Annotated in this window: 13 protein-coding genes; 8 read left to right on the top strand and 5 right to left on the bottom strand. The window is 71.8% G+C overall.

Annotation, left to right across the window (positions count from 1 at the left end):
• The first annotated feature begins 46 nt into the window (after positions 1 to 46).
• The 6 genes from ACWD11_RS02455 (at position 47) to ACWD11_RS02430 (ending at position 9,792) form a co-directional block, all read left to right on the top strand.
• Positions 47 to 1,672 carry a serine/threonine-protein kinase gene (locus ACWD11_RS02455; RefSeq protein ID WP_451281136.1) on the top strand — a complete coding sequence of 542 codons (1,626 nt, stop codon included), beginning with the start codon at positions 47 to 49 and terminating at the stop codon, positions 1,670 to 1,672.
• Positions 1,673 to 1,745: 73 nt separating this feature from the next.
• A complete protein-coding gene (locus tag ACWD11_RS02450) occupies positions 1,746 to 2,852 on the top strand; it encodes a serine/threonine-protein kinase (RefSeq protein ID WP_389415372.1) in 1,107 nt (368 codons plus the stop codon).
• Between the two features lie 81 nt (positions 2,853 to 2,933).
• Positions 2,934 to 4,691, top strand: coding sequence for a serine/threonine-protein kinase (locus ACWD11_RS02445; protein ID WP_451280811.1), 1,758 nt, complete (start codon positions 2,934 to 2,936; stop codon positions 4,689 to 4,691).
• Positions 4,688 to 6,286: a serine/threonine-protein kinase gene (locus tag ACWD11_RS02440; protein WP_451280809.1), complete on the top strand. Its 1,599-nt coding sequence runs from the start codon at positions 4,688 to 4,690 to the stop codon at positions 6,284 to 6,286. The genes ACWD11_RS02445 and ACWD11_RS02440 overlap by 4 nt, the downstream gene beginning before the upstream one ends.
• 104 nt (positions 6,287 to 6,390) lie before the next feature.
• Positions 6,391 to 8,004, top strand: coding sequence for a succinic semialdehyde dehydrogenase (locus ACWD11_RS02435; RefSeq protein ID WP_389415370.1), 1,614 nt, complete (start codon positions 6,391 to 6,393; stop codon positions 8,002 to 8,004).
• A gap of 12 nt (positions 8,005 to 8,016) precedes the next feature.
• Complete coding sequence (locus ACWD11_RS02430) at positions 8,017 to 9,792, top strand: GMC oxidoreductase (protein ID WP_451280807.1); 1,776 nt, start codon at positions 8,017 to 8,019, stop codon at positions 9,790 to 9,792.
• A 110-nt stretch (positions 9,793 to 9,902) separates the two neighbouring features.
• Here ACWD11_RS02430 and ACWD11_RS02425 read toward each other — a convergent pair whose 3' ends face one another.
• Together ACWD11_RS02425 and ACWD11_RS02420 are read right to left on the bottom strand one after the other, a co-directional pair.
• The gene (locus ACWD11_RS02425; protein ID WP_451280805.1) at positions 9,903 to 10,967 is read right to left on the bottom strand and encodes an LPXTG cell wall anchor domain-containing protein; all 1,065 of its coding nucleotides are present in this window, start codon (positions 10,965 to 10,967) and stop codon (positions 9,903 to 9,905) included.
• A gap of 582 nt (positions 10,968 to 11,549) precedes the next feature.
• Complete coding sequence (locus tag ACWD11_RS02420; RefSeq protein WP_389415367.1) at positions 11,550 to 11,837, bottom strand: chorismate mutase; 288 nt, start codon at positions 11,835 to 11,837, stop codon at positions 11,550 to 11,552.
• A gap of 307 nt (positions 11,838 to 12,144) precedes the next feature.
• Between ACWD11_RS02420 and guaA the strand changes: the two genes are divergently transcribed.
• Positions 12,145 to 13,719, top strand: coding sequence for a glutamine-hydrolyzing GMP synthase (guaA, locus tag ACWD11_RS02415; RefSeq protein ID WP_389415366.1), 1,575 nt, complete (start codon positions 12,145 to 12,147; stop codon positions 13,717 to 13,719).
• Between the two features lie 6 nt (positions 13,720 to 13,725).
• Here the strand turns inward: guaA and ACWD11_RS02410 are convergent, their stop codons facing one another.
• Together ACWD11_RS02410 and ACWD11_RS02405 are read right to left on the bottom strand one after the other, a co-directional pair.
• Positions 13,726 to 14,199, bottom strand: coding sequence for a pyridoxamine 5'-phosphate oxidase family protein (locus tag ACWD11_RS02410; RefSeq protein ID WP_451280802.1), 474 nt, complete (start codon positions 14,197 to 14,199; stop codon positions 13,726 to 13,728).
• 42 nt (positions 14,200 to 14,241) lie between these two features.
• Positions 14,242 to 14,868, bottom strand: coding sequence for a hypothetical protein (locus tag ACWD11_RS02405; RefSeq protein ID WP_451280800.1), 627 nt, complete (start codon positions 14,866 to 14,868; stop codon positions 14,242 to 14,244).
• A 163-nt stretch (positions 14,869 to 15,031) separates the two neighbouring features.
• Between ACWD11_RS02405 and ACWD11_RS02400 the strand changes: the two genes are divergently transcribed.
• Positions 15,032 to 15,826, top strand: coding sequence for a class II aldolase/adducin family protein (locus ACWD11_RS02400; protein ID WP_389415363.1), 795 nt, complete (start codon positions 15,032 to 15,034; stop codon positions 15,824 to 15,826).
• Here the strand turns inward: ACWD11_RS02400 and ACWD11_RS02395 are convergent.
• Positions 15,823 to 16,737: a DUF4429 domain-containing protein gene (locus ACWD11_RS02395; RefSeq protein WP_451280798.1), complete on the bottom strand. Its 915-nt coding sequence runs from the start codon at positions 16,735 to 16,737 to the stop codon at positions 15,823 to 15,825. The two genes, ACWD11_RS02400 and ACWD11_RS02395, sit on opposite strands and share 4 nt — an antisense overlap.
• Between the last annotated feature and the right edge of the window lie 27 nt (positions 16,738 to 16,764).

The following is a 16,764-nucleotide window of genomic DNA, read 5'->3' as shown; positions in this document are numbered from 1 at the left end:
CCCTAATCTGAACCCGTCAAGAACATTGCGGGGCGACGTGAATCAGATGCAGGGCCAGCTCCTCGCGGGGCGCTACCGACTGGCCGAGACCATCGGCAGCGGCGGTATGGGCCGGGTGTGGCGTGCGCACGACGAGGTACTTCACCGGGCCGTCGCCATCAAGGAATTGACCGCCGCGCACTTCGTCTCCGACAGCGACCAGGAGCGGCTCCTCGCCCGCACCCGGGCGGAGGCCCGGGCCGCCGCGCGGATCAACCACTCCGCGGTCGTCACCGTGCACGACGTGCTCGACCACGACGCCCGGCCGTGGATCGTGATGGAGCTGGTCGAGGGCGTCTCGCTGGCCGACGCGGTCAAGGACCGTGGCCGGATCGAGCCGCGCGAGGCCGCCCGGATCGGCCTGTGGGTGCTGCGCGCCCTGCGCGCCGCGCACGCGGCCGGTGTCCTGCACCGCGACGTCAAGCCCGGCAACGTCCTGCTCGCCGACGACGGCCGCGTCCTGCTCACCGACTTCGGCATCGCCCAGATCGAGGGCGACACCACCATCACGCGCACCGGTGAGGTCGTCGGCTCCGTCGACTACCTCGCCCCGGAGCGCATCCGCGGCCACGACCCGGGCCCCGCGTCCGACCTGTGGGCCCTCGGCGCCACCCTGTACACGGCGGTGGAGGGCCGCTCGCCGTTCCGCCGTACCTCCCCGCTCACCACCATGCAGGCGGTGGTCGAGGAGGAGGCCCCGCGGCCCGCGTACGCCGGTCCGCTCGGCCCGGTCGTCGCCGCGCTGCTGCACAAGGACCCCGCGGTGCGCCCCGACGCGGTCGCGGCCGAGCTGATGCTCGCGGAGGCGGCGGAGGGCCGGCGGCCGAACGCGGCGCAGTTGTACGTGCCGACCCAGCACGCCCGCCCCGGGTCCGGGCCCGAGACGCCCACGACCCCGGAAGCGGCCGCGGCCACGCCGTATCCGCCGCCGAGCGGACCGCCGTACGGGCCTGTCACCGCCAACCAGGCTCCCGCCGCCCCTTCCCGGCGCCGCCGGATGCGTACGCTCGCCCTGGTCGTCGTGCTGGCCGCGCTGGTCGGCGGAGGCACCGTCGTGGCCCTCCAGAAGTGGGACGAGGGGCGCCGGACGAACCGGACGTCACCGTCGCCGAGCCCGACGCCCACGGCCGGGAACAGTGCGAGCGCGAATCCCGACAGCACCGTCCCGGCAGGCTGGGTGCCCGTCGACGACCCGCTCGGTTTCGGCCTCTCCCTGCCCGCGGGCTGGTCGCGGAGCAACTACGAGAAGTCGGGCGACTTCCAGCGGGTCGACTACTCGCCCGACGGCGGCAGGAACCTGCTGCGGATCACCATGGACAGCTCCCCGGACTTCAACGACCCGTATGCCCACCTCGCCGATCTGAGCCAGGTGCTGGGCGGGCGGCTGGTGGACTACACGCAGGTCGGCCTGGAACGCGGTGCCTACCGCGACCGCCCGGGCGCGCGGCTGGAGTACACCTGGACCCAGCTGGCGAAGGACTCGCCCTTCCCGGGTCCGTTCCGCGCCGTCGACCGGATGTATCTCGCCCGCAGCGGCGTCGAGTACGCGATCTACGCGTCCGCTCCCGTCGGCGAGTGGGCCGCCGCGGAGGAGCGGTTCGAGATCGTCCTGCAGAGCTGGCGCGAGGGCTGAGAACCCACCGGGGGCACAGTTTGGCCGGTCAGCGCCGCGGAGCGCGGGCGTCCGGCGCGGCATGATGGGACGTATGGCGACCCACGAGGATCAGGGGGAGGGCGACTTCCGGGTCATCGCGGGCCGTTACCGCCTGGAGGAGCGGATCGGGCGCGGCGGGATGGGCGTGGTCTGGCGGGCCACCGACCAACTGCTCAAACGGCGCGTGGCGGTCAAGGAGTTCCCCTTCGACGAGGGCGACTTCGGATCGCTCACCCCGGGGGCCCTCCGGCGGCGCCGTGAGCGCACACTCCGCGAGGCACGGACGGTCGCGCGGCTGCGGCATCCGCACATCATCGTCGTGCACGACGTCATCGAGCACGCCGAACGGACGTACATCGTCATGGAGTTGATCGACGGGGGCTCCCTCGACGACCGGATCTCCGGGTACGGGCCGGTCGACGCCGTCGAGGCCGCGCGGATCGGCGCCGACCTGCTGAGCGCGCTGCGCACCGCGCACGAGGCCGGGGTGCTGCACCGCGACATCAAGCCCGCGAACGTCCTCATCGACTCCGGTACCGGCCGGGTCGTGCTCACCGACTTCGGCGTCGCCCGGATCGCGGGGGCCAGCACCCTCACCGAGACCGGCACCTTCGTGGGCTCGCCCGAGTACACCGCGCCCGAGCGGATGTCCGGCGCCAGGACCGGGCCCGCCTCCGACCTGTGGTCGGTGGGGGCGCTGCTGTGCACGGCGGTCAGCGGTGAATCGCCGTTCCGGCGCGACTCGTTGGGCGGCATCCTGCACGCGGTCGTCTTCGACGAGATACGGCCGCCGCCGCAGGCCGCGCCGCTGTTGCCCGTCGTACGGGGCCTGCTGGAGCGCGATCCGCAGCGGCGCCTGGACGCGGCGCGGGCCGAGTGGATGCTGCGGGACTTCCTGGCCACCGGCCGCCCACCGGGACCGGCGCCGGCCCCGTCGGTCTGGCGCTCCCGACGGGGCGTGCTGGTGAGCGTGCTGCTGGTGGCCGCGGTGGCGGTGGCGGGGGTGTCGGCGGTGGCGCTGCTGGTGAAGGGGGAGGGGAACGGACCCGTACCGCCCCCGTCGAGCACCGGCCCGCGGCCCTCGGTGAGCACGTCCGTCTCGCCCTCGGTCACCCCTTCACCGACGCTGTCCCCCCGCGCGTACATAAATGGGAGATAAGCCCCGCCCCGGGTCACGGGTCTGCTACCGGACAGTGTTCGAGGTGGAACGCGGGGCCCCGGGCGCGATATGGATGGACGCATGAGCAGCAACGGGGGAGCCCCTTACGGATCCGACGAGCCAACCAGTTTTGGTCTGCAACCGCCGAGACCGGCCGCGGCCGTGCCGCACGCGGCCCATGGGCCGCACCTGGGCCACGGTCCGCACCCGGGCCAAGATCCGCAACCGGACCGTGTGCCGCATCCCGGCAACCCCTACGCGACGCCCACCCAGGTCGTCCCGGAGCAGCCTCGGCCCGCGCAGGATCCGGGCGCCGGGCGCCTGATCGGCGGCCGGTACCGGCTGCTGAGCAAACTGGGGCACGGCGGCATGGGCACCGTGTGGCGGGCCAAGGACGAGACCGTGGGCCGCGAGGTGGCCGTCAAGGAGCCCCGCATCCCGGACCACCTTCCCGAACGCGAACGCGCCAACGCCTTCGAGCGGATGCGCCGCGAGGCCCGCGCCGCGGCCGGGCTCGACCACCCGGCCGTCGTCAATGTGTACGACGTCGCCGTGGTGGACGGCCGGCCCTGGATCGTCATGGAGCTGGTGCAGGGCCGTTCGCTGGGCGACGTCCTCCAGGAGGGCACCCTCGGCGCCCGCGAGGCGGCCCGCATCGGCCTCGACGTGCTCGGCGCACTGGAGGCCGCGCACGCGGCGGGCATCCTGCACCGGGACGTGAAGCCCGACAACGTGCTGCTCGGGCGGCACGAGCGCGTCGTGCTCACCGACTTCGGCATCGCCCAGATCGAGGGCGAGACCAATCTGACCGACACCGGCGGCTTCGTCGGCTCGCCCGAGTACATCGCCCCCGAACGCGTGCTGGGCCAGCGGCCGGGCCCCGCGAGCGACCTGTGGTCCCTCGGTGTGGTGCTGTACGCGGCGACGGAGGGCGTCTCGCCGTTCCGCCGCAGCAACACCCCGGCCACGCTGCAGTCGGTCCTCAACGCCACCCCGGCCGCGCCCGCCTCCGCGCAGGGCCCGCTCGCCGAGGTCATCACCGGGCTGCTCCAGAAGGACCCGGCCCGCCGTCCCGACGCCGCGCAGACGCGGGCGCTGCTGGAACGGGCCGCCGACCCGCCGGTGCAGGCGCCGACGCAGGTCGTCCCGTTCGGGATGGCCGAGGGCGGGATGACCGGGGGTGCGATGGCCGGGGGCGGTGCGGCCGAGGGCGGGGTCCGCGTCGGCCGTAAGACCCTGATCGGCGTCGTCGCGGCGGTCGTGGCGATGGCGCTGGCGGCCGTGTTCGTCGTGATCGCCGACCCGTTCGCGGACGAACAGCCGCCGGACCCCTGGGCGCAGCGAGCGCACGCCGACCTGGGTGTGACGCTGAGCGTGCCCAAGGAGTACCGGGTGGGCAAGCCGGACGCCGACGACACCGACAAGAACTGGGTGACGTACACCGACTGGAGCGGCGGCATCTGGGTCGGCGTGAACGTGGCCAGGAAGTCCGAGGACACCTCGGGGACCATCAAGAACACCGCCGCCGCCGAGATGTACGACGACAACGAGAAGTTCAAGACCACCGGCGACTACAACCTCGGCATGCCCGAGGACCCCAGGACCGATCCCGCGGAGACCCGGTACAAGGGCGAGAAGGCGGCCGAGAACACGGTCCGGTACATCACGACCGACACCCAGAACCCGCGCCCGCGCGAACTGCGGATCTTCTACTACAAGACGTCCAAGGACGACATGTACAAGGTGACGATCAGCTACCCGGGCAAGGGCGACTTCACCGAGCGGGGCCGCGAGGTGGCGAGGAACGTGATCGAGAAGCTGGAGATCAATCCGCTGTGACGCGGCTGGTGGGCGGACGGTACCGGCTGGTCGAACGCATCGGCTCCGGCGGTATGGGCACGGTGTGGCGCGCGCACGACGAACTCGTCGACCGTGAAGTCGCCGTGAAACAACCGCGGTTGCCCGGCGAACCCGAGGACGAGGCGTACCAGCGGGCCGCCCACCGGCTCTACCGTGAGGCCCGGGCCGCCGCCCGCGTCGACCATCCGTCCGCCGTCGCCATCCATGACGTGGTCGTCGAGGAGGACGGACTGCCCTGGATCGTCATGGAGTTGGTGCGCGGTGAGTCCCTGCACGAGCGGCTCAGGGGCGGCCCGCTGGAGCCCGCCGAAGCCGCCCGGACCGGCCTCGCCGTCCTCGGCGCCCTGCGCGCCGCGCACTCCGTCGGCATCGTGCACCGGGACGTCAAACCGGCCAACGTCCTGCTCGGCCCGCACGACCGGGTCGTCCTCACCGACTTCGGCATCGCCCACATCCAGGGCGAGGAACCCCTCACCGCCACCGGGGAGTTCGTCGGCTCCCTGGAGTTCATCGCCCCCGAGCGGATGTCCGGCCGCACCGCGGGCCCCGCCTCCGACCTGTGGTCCCTCGGCGTCCTCCTCTACGCCGCCGTGGAAGGCTGGTCCCCCTTCCGCCGTACGACGATGGAGTCCACGCTCGCCGCGATCCTCGCCGTCGATCCGCCCGCGCCGAAACGAGCCGGCGCCCTCGGCCCGCTCCTCGTCCGGCTGCTGGCCAAGGACCCCGCCGAACGCCCGGACGCGCAGGAGACCGCGGAGGCGCTGGAGACGGTGGTCCCCGAGCAGGCCCGGGAGCCGGCACCCCAGGACGCCTCGGGGCTGGCGGAGTTCGGGGACGACATCAGGACGATGCGGCTGGCCGCGGACGAGGCCACCTCCGCCGAGCCGATACCCGCCGAGCCGATACCCGTAGGACCGCCCCAGCCCCCGCCCCAGCCCCCGCCGACCCGGCGCCGCCCGCTCCTGCGCCGCCCCCTCCCGCTGGCCGTCCTGGGCGTCCTCCTGGCCGGCTCCTGCTGGCTGGGCATCGCCCTGCTCGCCGGACCCGACAGCGGCGCGGCCCCCAGGAACACCGCCGCCCGCAAACCGGCGCCCAGTGCCGGCGCCACCGGCGACACCTGGGCCGCGCACACCGAGAAGGCCATGCACGCCACCCTCGCCCTCCCCGCCGGGTACGAGGAGTTCGCCCGCCAGGGCACCGACGCCGTCCAGCCCCGCATGGTCGAGTACGCGGACCCGGACGGCGCCGTACAGGTCCGCTTCACCCTCTGGGACAAGGCCCCCAGCGCCCCCCTGATCCAGGCGGAGCAGCACGCGGCGACCTGGGACTTCTACGGCGGTGCCAGTACGCGGTACACCCACACCAGCCTCAAGGGCTGGGAGGCCGTGCAGTCGGACAGCACCTTCGGAGACAAGGACGCCCGCCGCCGCGTCATGGAGATCTTCGTCCGCACCGACGACGGCCGGCTGTACGAGCTGCGGGTGGAGATGCCCAAGGGCACGGCCGAGGAGAAAGAGGGCACGGCGGTTTTCAAGAGCGCGCGCGACCGGCTCAAGATTTCCCCAACGCCCTGATCAGCGCGTTTGTTGCCAGTGGACGCTGGCGGGATGTGTGCACTCGGTGAATCCCCGTTACCGACGGGTACACAAAGGCTCCGCCGCGGCATACCCTGCGCGTCATGACGGACTCGCAGGCCCCGGCACAGACCGGCACGAATCCCCTCGCCCCCGCCCCGGAGGGCGTCCGCACCGCGGCCGACGTGGTGACCCCCGAGCTGGTCGCCCAGCTCACCAAGGGCGTGACCGGATCGGGCCGCACCGCCAACCACACGCCGTTCACCGGCGAGAAGCTGGCGGACCTGCCGGAGTCCACGCCCGAGGACGTGGAGAAGGCGTTCGCCGCGGCCCGCGCCGCCCAGGCGATCTGGGAGCAGACCCCGGTACGCGAGCGCGCCGCGGTCCTGCTGCGCTTCCACGACCTGGTGCTGGCCCGCCAGGCCGAGGTCCTCGACCTGATCCAGCTGGAGACCGGCAAGGCCCGGCTGCACGCCCACGAGGAGGTGCAGGCCGTCGCCGTCGCGGCCCGCCACTACGGCCGCCGAGCCGCCGCGTACCTCAGGCCCAAGCGGCACACCGGTGCCATCCCGGCCCTCACCAAGGTGACCGAACTGCGCCACCCGCGCGGGGTCGTGGGCCAGATCGCGCCCTGGAACTACCCGCTGGAGCTGTCCGTCGGCGACGCCCTGCCGGCCTTCGTCGCGGGCAACGCCGTCGTCATGAAGCCGGACACGGAGACCTGTCTGACCGCCCTGTGGGCCCGTGACCTGCTCGTCGAGGCCGGTCTGCCCGCCGAGGTGTTCCAGGTGGTGCTCGGCGACGGACCGGTCGTCGGACCCGAGGTCGTCAAGCGCGCCGACTACGTCTCCTTCACCGGCTCCACCCGCACCGGCCGCGAGGTCGCCCAGGGTGCCGCCGCCCGGCTGGTCGGCGTCTCCCTCGAACTCGGCGGCAAGAACGCGATGCTGGTCCTTGAGGACGCCGACATCGAGAAGGCGTCCGCCGGCGCCGTCCGCGCCTGCTTCTCCTCCGCCGGCCAACTGTGCATCTCCATCGAGCGGTTGTACGTCCACGAGTCGATCGCCGACGCCTTCCTGGAGCGCTTCGCCGCCCGCACCAAGGCCATGCGCCTCGGCCGCTCCCTCGCCTACGGCGCCGACATGGGCTCCCTGGTCGGCGAGCGGCAGCTGGAGACCGTCAAGCGGCACGTGGAGGAGGCCGTCGCCAAGGGCGCCACTCTCGTCGCCGGCGGTGTGGCCCGCCCGGACATCGGCCCGTACTTCTTCGAGCCGACCATCCTCGACGGCGTCGAGGCGCCCATGGCGGTGTGCACCGAGGAGACCTTCGGCCCGGTCGTCTCCGTCTACCGCTTCACCAGCGAGGACGAGGCGATCGAGCACGCCAACGCCACGCCGTACGGCCTCAATTCCTCGGTCTGGACGAAGGACGGCCGCCGGGGCCGCGCGGTCGCCGCCCGGCTGCGCACCGGCACGGTCAACGTCAACGAGGGCTACGCCCCCGCCTACGGCAGCGTCCAGTCGCCGATGGGCGGCATGAAGGACTCGGGCCTCGGCCGCCGCCACGGCTCCGAGGGCATCCTCAAGTACACCGAGGCCCAGACGGTGGCCCACCAGCGCCTGCTGCCGATGGCGCCGTCGCTGGGCATGGACGACGAGAAGTACGCCCGGTTCATGAGCAGGAGCCTGCGGCTGATGAAGGCCTTCCGGTTCCGGTAAAGGGGAGAACGCGTGAGCAAAGACGCTTACGACTACGACGTCATCGTCGTCGGATCCGGCTTCGGCGGTTCGGTGACCGCCCTGCGCCTGACGGAGAAGGGCTACACGGTAGGTGTCCTGGAAGCGGGCCGCCGCTTCACCCCCGACACCCTCCCGAAGAACTCCTGGGACCTGAAGAACTACCTCTGGGCGCCGAAGCTGAGGATGTTCGGCCTCCAGCGCATCCATCTGCTCGGCAACGTCATGGTGCTGGCCGGCGCGGGCGTCGGCGGCGGCTCGCTGAACTACGCCAACACCCTCTACGTACCGCCGAAGCCGTTCTTCGACGACCCGCAGTGGCGGCACATCACCGACTGGCAGGAGGAGTTGAAGCCGTACTACGACCAGGCCCAGCGGATGCTCGGCGTCCGGCTCAACCCGACCATGACGCCCTCCGACGTCCATCTGAAGGCCGCGGCCCAGCGCATGGGCGTCGGGGACACCTTCCACATGGCCCCGGTCGGCGTCTTCTTCGGTGACGGGAAGGACGCGGACGGCACGGTCAAGGCCAAGCCCGGCGAGGTCGTGGACGACCCCTACTTCGGCGGGGCGGGCCCGGCCCGCCAGGCCTGCACCGAGTGCGGCGGCTGCATGACGGGCTGCCGCCAGGGCGCGAAGAACACCCTGAACGAGAACTACCTCTACCTCGCCGAGAAGGCGGGCGCGGTCGTGCACCCCATGACGACGGTGGTGTCGGTCACCGACGACTCCCAGGGCGGGTACGCGGTCGCCACCCTGCCGACGGGCCGCAGGAAGAGCGGGGGCCGCACCTTCAAGGCCCGCCGGGTCGTCCTCGCCGCCGGCACCTACGGCACCCAGACCCTGCTGCACCGGATGAAGGCGAGCGGGCACCTGCCCTATCTCTCGCCGCGGCTGGGCGATCTGACCCGGACCAACTCCGAGGCGCTGGTGGGCGCGCAGACCACCGACCGGCGCTACCGCAAGGTCAGCGGCGAGAAGAAGGTCGACTTCACCCGCGGGGTGGCCATCACGTCCTCGATCCACCCCGACCCGAACACCCATATCGAGCCGGTCCGTTACGGCAAGGGCTCCAACTCCATGGGCAGCCTGACGATCCTCCAGGTCCCCTACACCGAGGGCTCCTCCCGGGTCGCGGCCTGGCTGGGTCACGCGGCCCGGCATCCGCTGCAGGTCCTGCGCTCCCTGTCCAACCGGCGCTGGTCGGAGCGGACCATCATCGGGCTGGTGATGCAGTCCCTGGACAACTCCCTGACGACGTACCTGAAACCGGACGGCGTCGGCAAGGGCATGCTGACCGCTCGCCAGGGCCACGGCTCCCCGAACCCCATGCAGATCAAGGCGGCCACGGAGGGCGCGTCGGCGATCGCGGCCGAGATCAACGGCTTCGCGGGCTCCAACATCGGCGAGCTGATGGGCACCCCGCTCACCGCCCACTTCCTCGGCGGCTGCCCGATCGGCGACTCGCCCGAGACCGGCGTCATCGACCCGTACCACCGGCTCTACGGCCACCCCGGCATCTCGGTGGTCGACGGCGCCGCGGTCTCGGCGAACCTGGGGGTGAACCCCTCGCTGACCATCACGGCGCAGGCCGAGCGGGCCATGTCGCTGTGGCCCAACAAGGGCGAGGAGGACCCGCGTCCGGCGCAGGACCGGCCGTACCAGCGGCTCCAGCCGGTCGAGCCGAAGGCGCCCGCGGTCCCGATGGAGGCGTTCGGCGCGCTGCGGCTGCCGTTCCTGGGGATGCCGGCGGTGCCGCCGAAGAACTGACGGGACACGAGAAGGACCTGCACCCCCCTCCGAGCGCAGGTCCTTCTCTGTTCTTGCGTCAGGCTCTGTTCTTGCTCAGGCTCTTTTCGTGCGTGAGCCTCCGGTGAGACTTACGCCTCGGCACCCGCCTTGCGGCGCTTCATCGCGAACACGACGCCGGCACCGGCGACGATCGCGATCCCGCCGATGGTGGCGAGGGCCGGCAGGCCGGAGTCCGAACCGGTCTCGGCGAGTTCACCGTCGACGTCGACCTCGCTGACGTCGGTGATCTCGTCCTTGCCGCCGGTCTGCGGCTTGGAGTCGTCCGGCTTGCCCGGCTTCGAGCCGGCCGGCAGCACCTCGAAGAAGTAGATGCCGTAGTTCTCGTCCTCGGAGGTCCAGCAGCCGTCCTCGGTCGAGTACTCGGCCAGACCGATGGCGATGCCGACCGCGCTCGGGACCTCGCGGGCGATGCTCACCCGCAGGTCGTAGCTGATCGACTGGCCGCCCTCCAGCGTGAAGGTGTTGAGCGCGCCGCCCTCACCGAACTGCGTGGCGAGGTCGACCCAGCCGCCGCCGCTCCTGACCTGCACGGTGACCAGGTCGGTGTAGTCGTCCTCCAGCTCCCAGTCCATCGCGGCGACGCCGACGACGGGCATGATGTCCTCGATCGTCTCGTCGCTGGAGTTGCTGACGTTGAACTGGAAGTCCGTCCAGCCGCTGCCCGCGACGACGGTCTCCGGCAGGCCGGACAGCGAGCTGTGCAGCGCCTCGCTGATGTCCCAGACCGGGTCGCCGTTCTCGTCGACCGGGCACTCCTCGACGACCTCGTCGCCGTCCTCGTCCTCGGACTCCTTGTCGGAGGGGGTGCTCTGGCTGGGCGACGGGGAGGTGCTCTGGTCGGCCGGCGGTGTGGTGCCCGACGGTGCCGGGCTGGTGCTGTCGTCCCCGGCCGGGGTCGAGGTCTCGGGTGCCGGGCTGGTGCTGTCGTCCCCGGCCGGAGTGGAGGTCTCGGGTGCCGGGCTGGTGCTGTCGTCGCCTGCCGGGGTGGACTGGTCGGCGGCGGGCGTGCTCTCCGACGTCGACGGCGCCGGCGACGTCTCGTCCGTCGCGAACGCGGCCGGTGCGGACAGCAGCGCGATCGGCGCTATGGCGGCCGTCGCGGCCGCGGCGGCCAGGGCACGGCGAAGCTTCATGAAGACCTCGGGAAGTCGATGCGGGAGGCCTCCGCCTGGGGGTGCGGGTGTGGCCCTCGGTTCGCATGGTTTGATCCGCGAACCCTGCGAATGGTTGCCCCGGCACTCACACCGTCTTTATGTGACCTGGATCACTCTCCTGCGGCGGGGTGCGGACACGGCGAAGGGCCCCGCGGTGACGGAGCCGCGGGGCCCTTCCTTCGTCAGCACCGACGTCAGGGCGTCGCCGGTGCCGGGAGCGGCGCCGGGGGTTGCGCCGCTGGTCCGGTGGTGGGCCGTGAGATCTCGGCCTGCGGCATTGCGGTGCGACAGCACAGTGCAATGCGAGGGTGTGTTCCGGCGGTCGGCCCCGGGCGTCCCCGGAGCCGGCCGTTTCTCTTGGGTGACCGGGCTGCTGTCCCCTGCCGTCCGGTCACTCGACTGGAGCGAGGTCCCACGACGCACGGCACGATCCGTACGTCTCATCGCTCCAGTGAGCCACGCGTGGTTCTCTCGGGCCCGCCCCTGGCTGGCACGGACACCTCCACCAACGAAGCGCCTCGCCCCCGGTCACGCGCCGTACGGGTGAGGGCGGGCCCGAACTCAGATGCGACCGCGGCACAGTTCGAGCAGCGTCATCGCGAGGGCGGTACCCGGCTTGCCGAGCGCCTGCCGGTAGTGGTCGAGGATCTCCATCTCGCGGGAGAGGTTCACCCGGCGCCCGCCCGAGGAGATCCGGGCCTCCTGAACGACCGCGGAGACGGCCATCCGTTCCTGGATCAGGCCGATGATCCGGTCGTCGAGGGAGTCGATGCGCTGCCGGGCGCCGGTGATCACTCCGGCGGCCTCGTCGGTACGGGCGCCGGTCTGCTCTGCTGCGGTGGCGGTCATGCCGGGGGTCTCCTGTACGGGGTGGGGTGCCCCGGGGCGACACGGTCCGGAAACGACAGGCGCCCCGGGCCTTGTCGGCCCGGGGCGCCTGGGAAGTCGCTTGTCAGTTGCTCAAGCAGCACGACCATGGCAGCCGGCGGGCCGGGTGCCATAGGTAAAGCGGAAGGTCGGGTGCGTGAGCATGCGGTCAGTATGCCGTTCCCCTCGGTGACCGCCAACCCGGTTCGCATCCTGAGACGCCATCCGCCGTTTGCCGCCCCGGTAGAATCGATGGCACAGCCCCTTTCAAGCCGCCGGAAGGCAACCCGTGTCACCAGCGACCCCCGCCGCCCCCGACACCGTCCTGGTCGTCGACTTCGGCGCGCAGTACGCCCAGCTCATCGCCCGACGCGTCCGTGAGGCCCGGGTCTACAGCGAGATCGTGCCGAGCACCACGCCGGTGGCGGAGATGCTCGCCAGGAACCCGGCGGCGATCATCCTCTCCGGCGGCCCCTCGTCCGTCTACGAGGAGGGCGCCCCCCAGCTCGACCGCGCGCTCTTCGAGGCCGGCGTCCCCGTCTTCGGCATGTGCTACGGCTTCCAGCTGATGGCCCAGAGCCTCGGCGGCACCGTCGACAACACCGGCGCCCGCGAGTACGGCCGTACCGACCTGCGTGTGTCCCGGACGTCCTCCACCCTCTTCGAGGGCACCCCGGCCGAGCAGCACGTCTGGATGTCGCACGGCGACGCCTGCTCCGCCGCCCCCGACGGCTTCACCGTCACGGCCTCCACGGACGTCGTCCCGGTCGCCGCCTTCGAGAACGACGAGAAGAAGCTCTACGGCGTCCAGTACCACCCCGAGGTCATGCACTCCACGCACGGCCAGCAGGTGCTGGAGCACTTCCTGTACCGGGGCGCGGGCCTGAAGCCGGACTGGACCACGGGCAATGTCATCGAGGAGCAGGTCGCGGCCATCCGCGAGCAGGTCGGCGACAGGCGCGCCATCTGCGGGCTGTCCGGCGGCGTCGACTCCGCCGTGGCGGCGGCCCTCGTCCAGAAGGCCATCGGCTCCCAGCTGACCTGCGTCTACGTCGACCACGGTCTGATGCGCAAGGGCGAGACCGAGCAGGTCGAGAAGGACTTCGTGGCCGCGACCGGCGTCCAGCTGAAGGTCGTGGACGCGGAGGAGCGGTTCCTCAAGGCGCTGGCCGGGGTCTCCGACCCCGAGGAGAAGCGGAAGATCATCGGCCGCGAGTTCATCCGGGTCTTCGAGCAGGCCCAGGCCGAGATCATCGCGGACGAGGGTCCGGCGGTGGAGTTCCTGGTCCAGGGCACGCTCTACCCCGACGTGGTCGAGTCCGGCGGCGGCACCGGCACGGCGAACATCAAGTCGCACCACAATGTCGGCGGCCTCCCCGAGGACCTGGAGTTCCAGCTCATCGAGCCGCTGCGCCAGCTGTTCAAGGACGAGGTCCGGATGGTCGGCCAGGAGCTGGGCCTGCCGGAGGAGATCGTCCAGCGCCAGCCCTTCCCCGGTCCGGGCCTCGGCATCCGGATCGTCGGCGAGGTGACCAAGGAGCGGCTCGACCTGCTGCGCGACGCCGACGCCATCGCCCGCGAGGAGCTCACCGCGGCCGGTCTGGACCGCGACATCTGGCAGTGCCCGGTGGTCCTGCTCGCGGACGTCCGCTCGGTCGGCGTCCAGGGCGACGGCCGCACCTACGGCCACCCGATCGTGCTGCGCCCGGTCTCCTCCGAGGACGCCATGACGGCCGACTGGTCGCGCCTGCCCTACGAGGTCCTGGCGAAGATCTCCACCCGCATCACCAACGAGGTGCGGGACGTCAACCGGGTCGTCCTCGACGTGACGTCGAAGCCGCCGGGCACCATCGAGTGGGAGTAGGCCCCACTAGGTCCGCTTGATCAGGCGCAGGGGCTCGCCGGGTCTCCAGACCTGGAGGACGAGGTACTTGTCGTCCTCGACGCAGGTCCGCACGACCTCCGTCAGCTCGGCACGGAAGAGGTGGAACGGCTCCGGCGGTTCCACCTCTTCGCCGTACCGGGCCTTCTCCGCGGGATCGTGGACCTCGACCGCCCGCCCGCTGATCCGCACGTCGCCGCCGCCCATGCCGGTGCCCTCACCCGGGTTCGCCTGGAGCGCGAAGCGCGGATCGCGGCGCAGGTCCAGCGCCTTGAGCGAGCCCGGCATCATGCCGAGCCACAGCTCCCCGTTCAGGAACCGTGTCTCCAGGCCGGTGGTGCGCGGGGAGCCGTCCTTGCGGAGGGTGGCGAGGATGTGGTGGGTGTAGGCGCCGAAGCGCTCCTCGACGAGCTTCGCGAGGTCGGGTTCGGCGGCGGTGAAGGCGGCCCAGCTGTTCGTCATACGACGAGTGTGGCGCCGAAACCCGACATCTGCTGTCCGGTATCAGGCGGTGTACGGCAGCGGGCGTACGTACGTGTCCCGGCCCCGCTCGTCCCGCGCCGGTGTGCAGCCCGCCGCCCTCAGGCGCTCGGCCAGCTTGGCGCGCCGGGCCTCGTTCACGCGCAGGGTGATCAGCAGGAACGCCGGGGTCAGGGCGGCGAGCGTGAGCAGGACAGCGAACTTCCCGGTCACGGCGGCCAGCAGCACGAACAGCAGCGGGAACGCCCAGGACATGGTGATCAGCTGCTTGCGGTTGGCGGCGGCGCCCAGGGCGTCGTACCGGATGAGCGTGGCGATCAGGTCGACGTCCGGCTGCGCCTCGGGGACGGGCGTCAGCGAGCCCTGGTACATGCCGGGCACCGGGCCGCCCGCGCCCGCCTGCGGGAACGCGGCCGCGTTGGCCACCGCGCGCTGCCGGGCCCGGGGGTCGGCGTCGCGGACCATGCGGACGTACAGGGTCTTCTGCCTGCCGACGTGGCGGACGTCCGCGTACCGGAAGCCGTAGCACTCGGCGATGTACGCCAGCGCGCCGAGGGTCTCCCACTCGGCGAGGGGATGCACGAGCTCGACCACGTCCTGGGACGCGAGCTGCCGCATGAGGGCGGTGACGTGGCGGTCGGCGATACTCACGAAGGCTCCTGGCTGAAAAGTGACGCTGAATCTCTTGTTCCGCATCACAGACCCATGAGTCCCTGAAAGGGTTGTGCGTCACCTTCACCACTCGGCCCTGCCCTTTTGCCCTGACCGACGGTAACTTCCGGGCCGTAACGGAACCAGTGCAGGAGGCTGCCACATGTCCGGGTCCACGCCGCCGTCTCCGCTGCCCACCGACCGGCTGCGCTTCGCCATGCCGCCGATGCACGAGTCGGTCGAGGACGAACGCCGGCACCGCAAGGAACGGCTCGCCGGCGCGCTGCGCATCTTCGGGCGCCTCGGCTTCGAGGACGGCGTCTCGGGGCACATCACCGCGCGCGATCCGGAGTTCAGCGACTGCTTCTGGGTGAACCCCTTCGGGATGCCCTTCCGGCACGTCACCGTCAGCGATCTGGTGCTGGCCAACTCCGACGGGCAGGTCGTCGACGGCCGCTACCACGTCAACCAGGCCGCCTTCACCGTCCACGCCCAGGTCCACGCCGCCCGCCCCGACGTCGTCGCCGTCGCCCACTGCCACTCCGTGCACGGCCGCGCGCTCGCCGCCCTGGGCGACCTCCCCGACCCGATCACCCAGGAGAGCTGCGCCTTCTACGAGGACATCGCCCTGTACGACGCCTACAGCGGGGTCGCCGTCGACGCCCGGGAGGGCCGCCGGATCGCCGGCACGCTCGGCTCGAACAAGGCGCTCGTCCTGCGCAACCACGGACTGCTGACCGTGGGGGACTCGGTGGACGCGGCGGCCTGGTGGTTCCTGTCGCTGGAGCGCTCCTGCCAGGTGCAGCTGACCGCGAAGGCGGCGGGCCGGCCGGTCCTGATCGACCACAAGGCGGCGGTGGCGACCCGCGAACAGCTCGGCGGGGACCTGGTCGCGTGGATCAACTACCAGCCGATGTGGCAGGACATCAGCCGCAGCGAGCCGGATCTGCTGAGCTAGCGGTGCTCCGTCCGGTTCTCGTTCTGGAAGCCGCGCAGCACGGCGGCCTTCGTCATCGCGAACTCCTCGTCCGTCAGCACGCCGTCCCGGTGCAGCTCACCCAGCTCCCGCAGCCTGCGCAGGAGGACGTCGTGATGGTCGGCCGGGGGCGGCACGGCCGCCGCGAGCGGATGGACGGGCTCCGCGTACCGCACGCCGGTGCGGGTGGAAGGGTGCGGCAGCCGGGCCGTCACCGCGGTGGCGACCAGCGCGGTGAGCAGATCGCGGCGCGCGCTGCCCCACAGATCCAGGGCGTACGGGTCCTTCTCCGGCGGCAGCTTGGAGAAGGACGTCTCACGGGTCACGAACCGCAGGAAGCCGTCCTCGTAGCCGGAGTTGGGCAGCCACTCCACCCCGGCGACATCGGCGATGTCGATGATGCGCGGCCCGGTGGCCCGCTTGACCCGGTCGGAGGTGTCGGCCCAGTCGATGCGCACCTGGACCCCGTCGAAGGAGACGGTGCCGTCCGAGGAACGGACCGAGACCGGCACCGGGGGACCGGGCAGCAGATAGGCCTTGGTGGGCTCGTTCGGGATCTGGTCCAGCAGCAGGCAGCGGCGGATCTCCTCGGCCACGTACTCGGCGACCCCGGCCCGGTCGACGTCCACCGTCAGCCGGTACGGGTCCGCCGGATCGGGCAGCCGTCCGCCGGTCGCGTGCAGCAGCGGATCGGCGCCCTCCCGCAGCCGCATCCGCAGCCGGCCCCGCCTGCGTTCGGGTTCGAAGACGACACCGGCGACAGCCTCCAGCGGTACGGAGATCTCCCCGTACGTCTGCCGGAACAACGCCACCGAGCGGTGCAGACCCGGCGTGATCCTGACCGTGGTGCCGTCGAAGGCCCAGGTCCCGTCGCGCTGGATGATCTCGGCCATGGGGAAATTCTCCCAGCCGGGTCAACA

It is taken from the genome of Streptomyces sp. NPDC002776 (assembly GCF_053592195.1).
Note: the sequence above shows the minus strand (reverse complement) of the source record. Positions and strands in the feature narration are given on the sequence as shown.

Coding starts and splice junctions, on each gene's coding strand:
- ACWD11_RS02455 (WP_451281136.1), top strand. CDS start 47: ATGCAGGGCCAGCTCCTCGCGGGGCGCTACCGACTGGCCGAGACCATC.
- ACWD11_RS02450 (WP_389415372.1), top strand. CDS start 1,746: ATGGCGACCCACGAGGATCAGGGGGAGGGCGACTTCCGGGTCATCGCG.
- ACWD11_RS02445 (WP_451280811.1), top strand. CDS start 2,934: ATGAGCAGCAACGGGGGAGCCCCTTACGGATCCGACGAGCCAACCAGT.
- ACWD11_RS02435 (WP_389415370.1), top strand. CDS start 6,391: ATGACGGACTCGCAGGCCCCGGCACAGACCGGCACGAATCCCCTCGCC.
- ACWD11_RS02425 (WP_451280805.1), bottom strand. CDS start 10,967: ATGAAGCTTCGCCGTGCCCTGGCCGCCGCGGCCGCGACGGCCGCCATA.
- ACWD11_RS02420 (WP_389415367.1), bottom strand. CDS start 11,837: ATGACCGCCACCGCAGCAGAGCAGACCGGCGCCCGTACCGACGAGGCC.
- ACWD11_RS02410 (WP_451280802.1), bottom strand. CDS start 14,199: ATGACGAACAGCTGGGCCGCCTTCACCGCCGCCGAACCCGACCTCGCG.
- ACWD11_RS02400 (WP_389415363.1), top strand. CDS start 15,032: ATGTCCGGGTCCACGCCGCCGTCTCCGCTGCCCACCGACCGGCTGCGC.
- ACWD11_RS02395 (WP_451280798.1), bottom strand. CDS start 16,737: ATGGCCGAGATCATCCAGCGCGACGGGACCTGGGCCTTCGACGGCACC.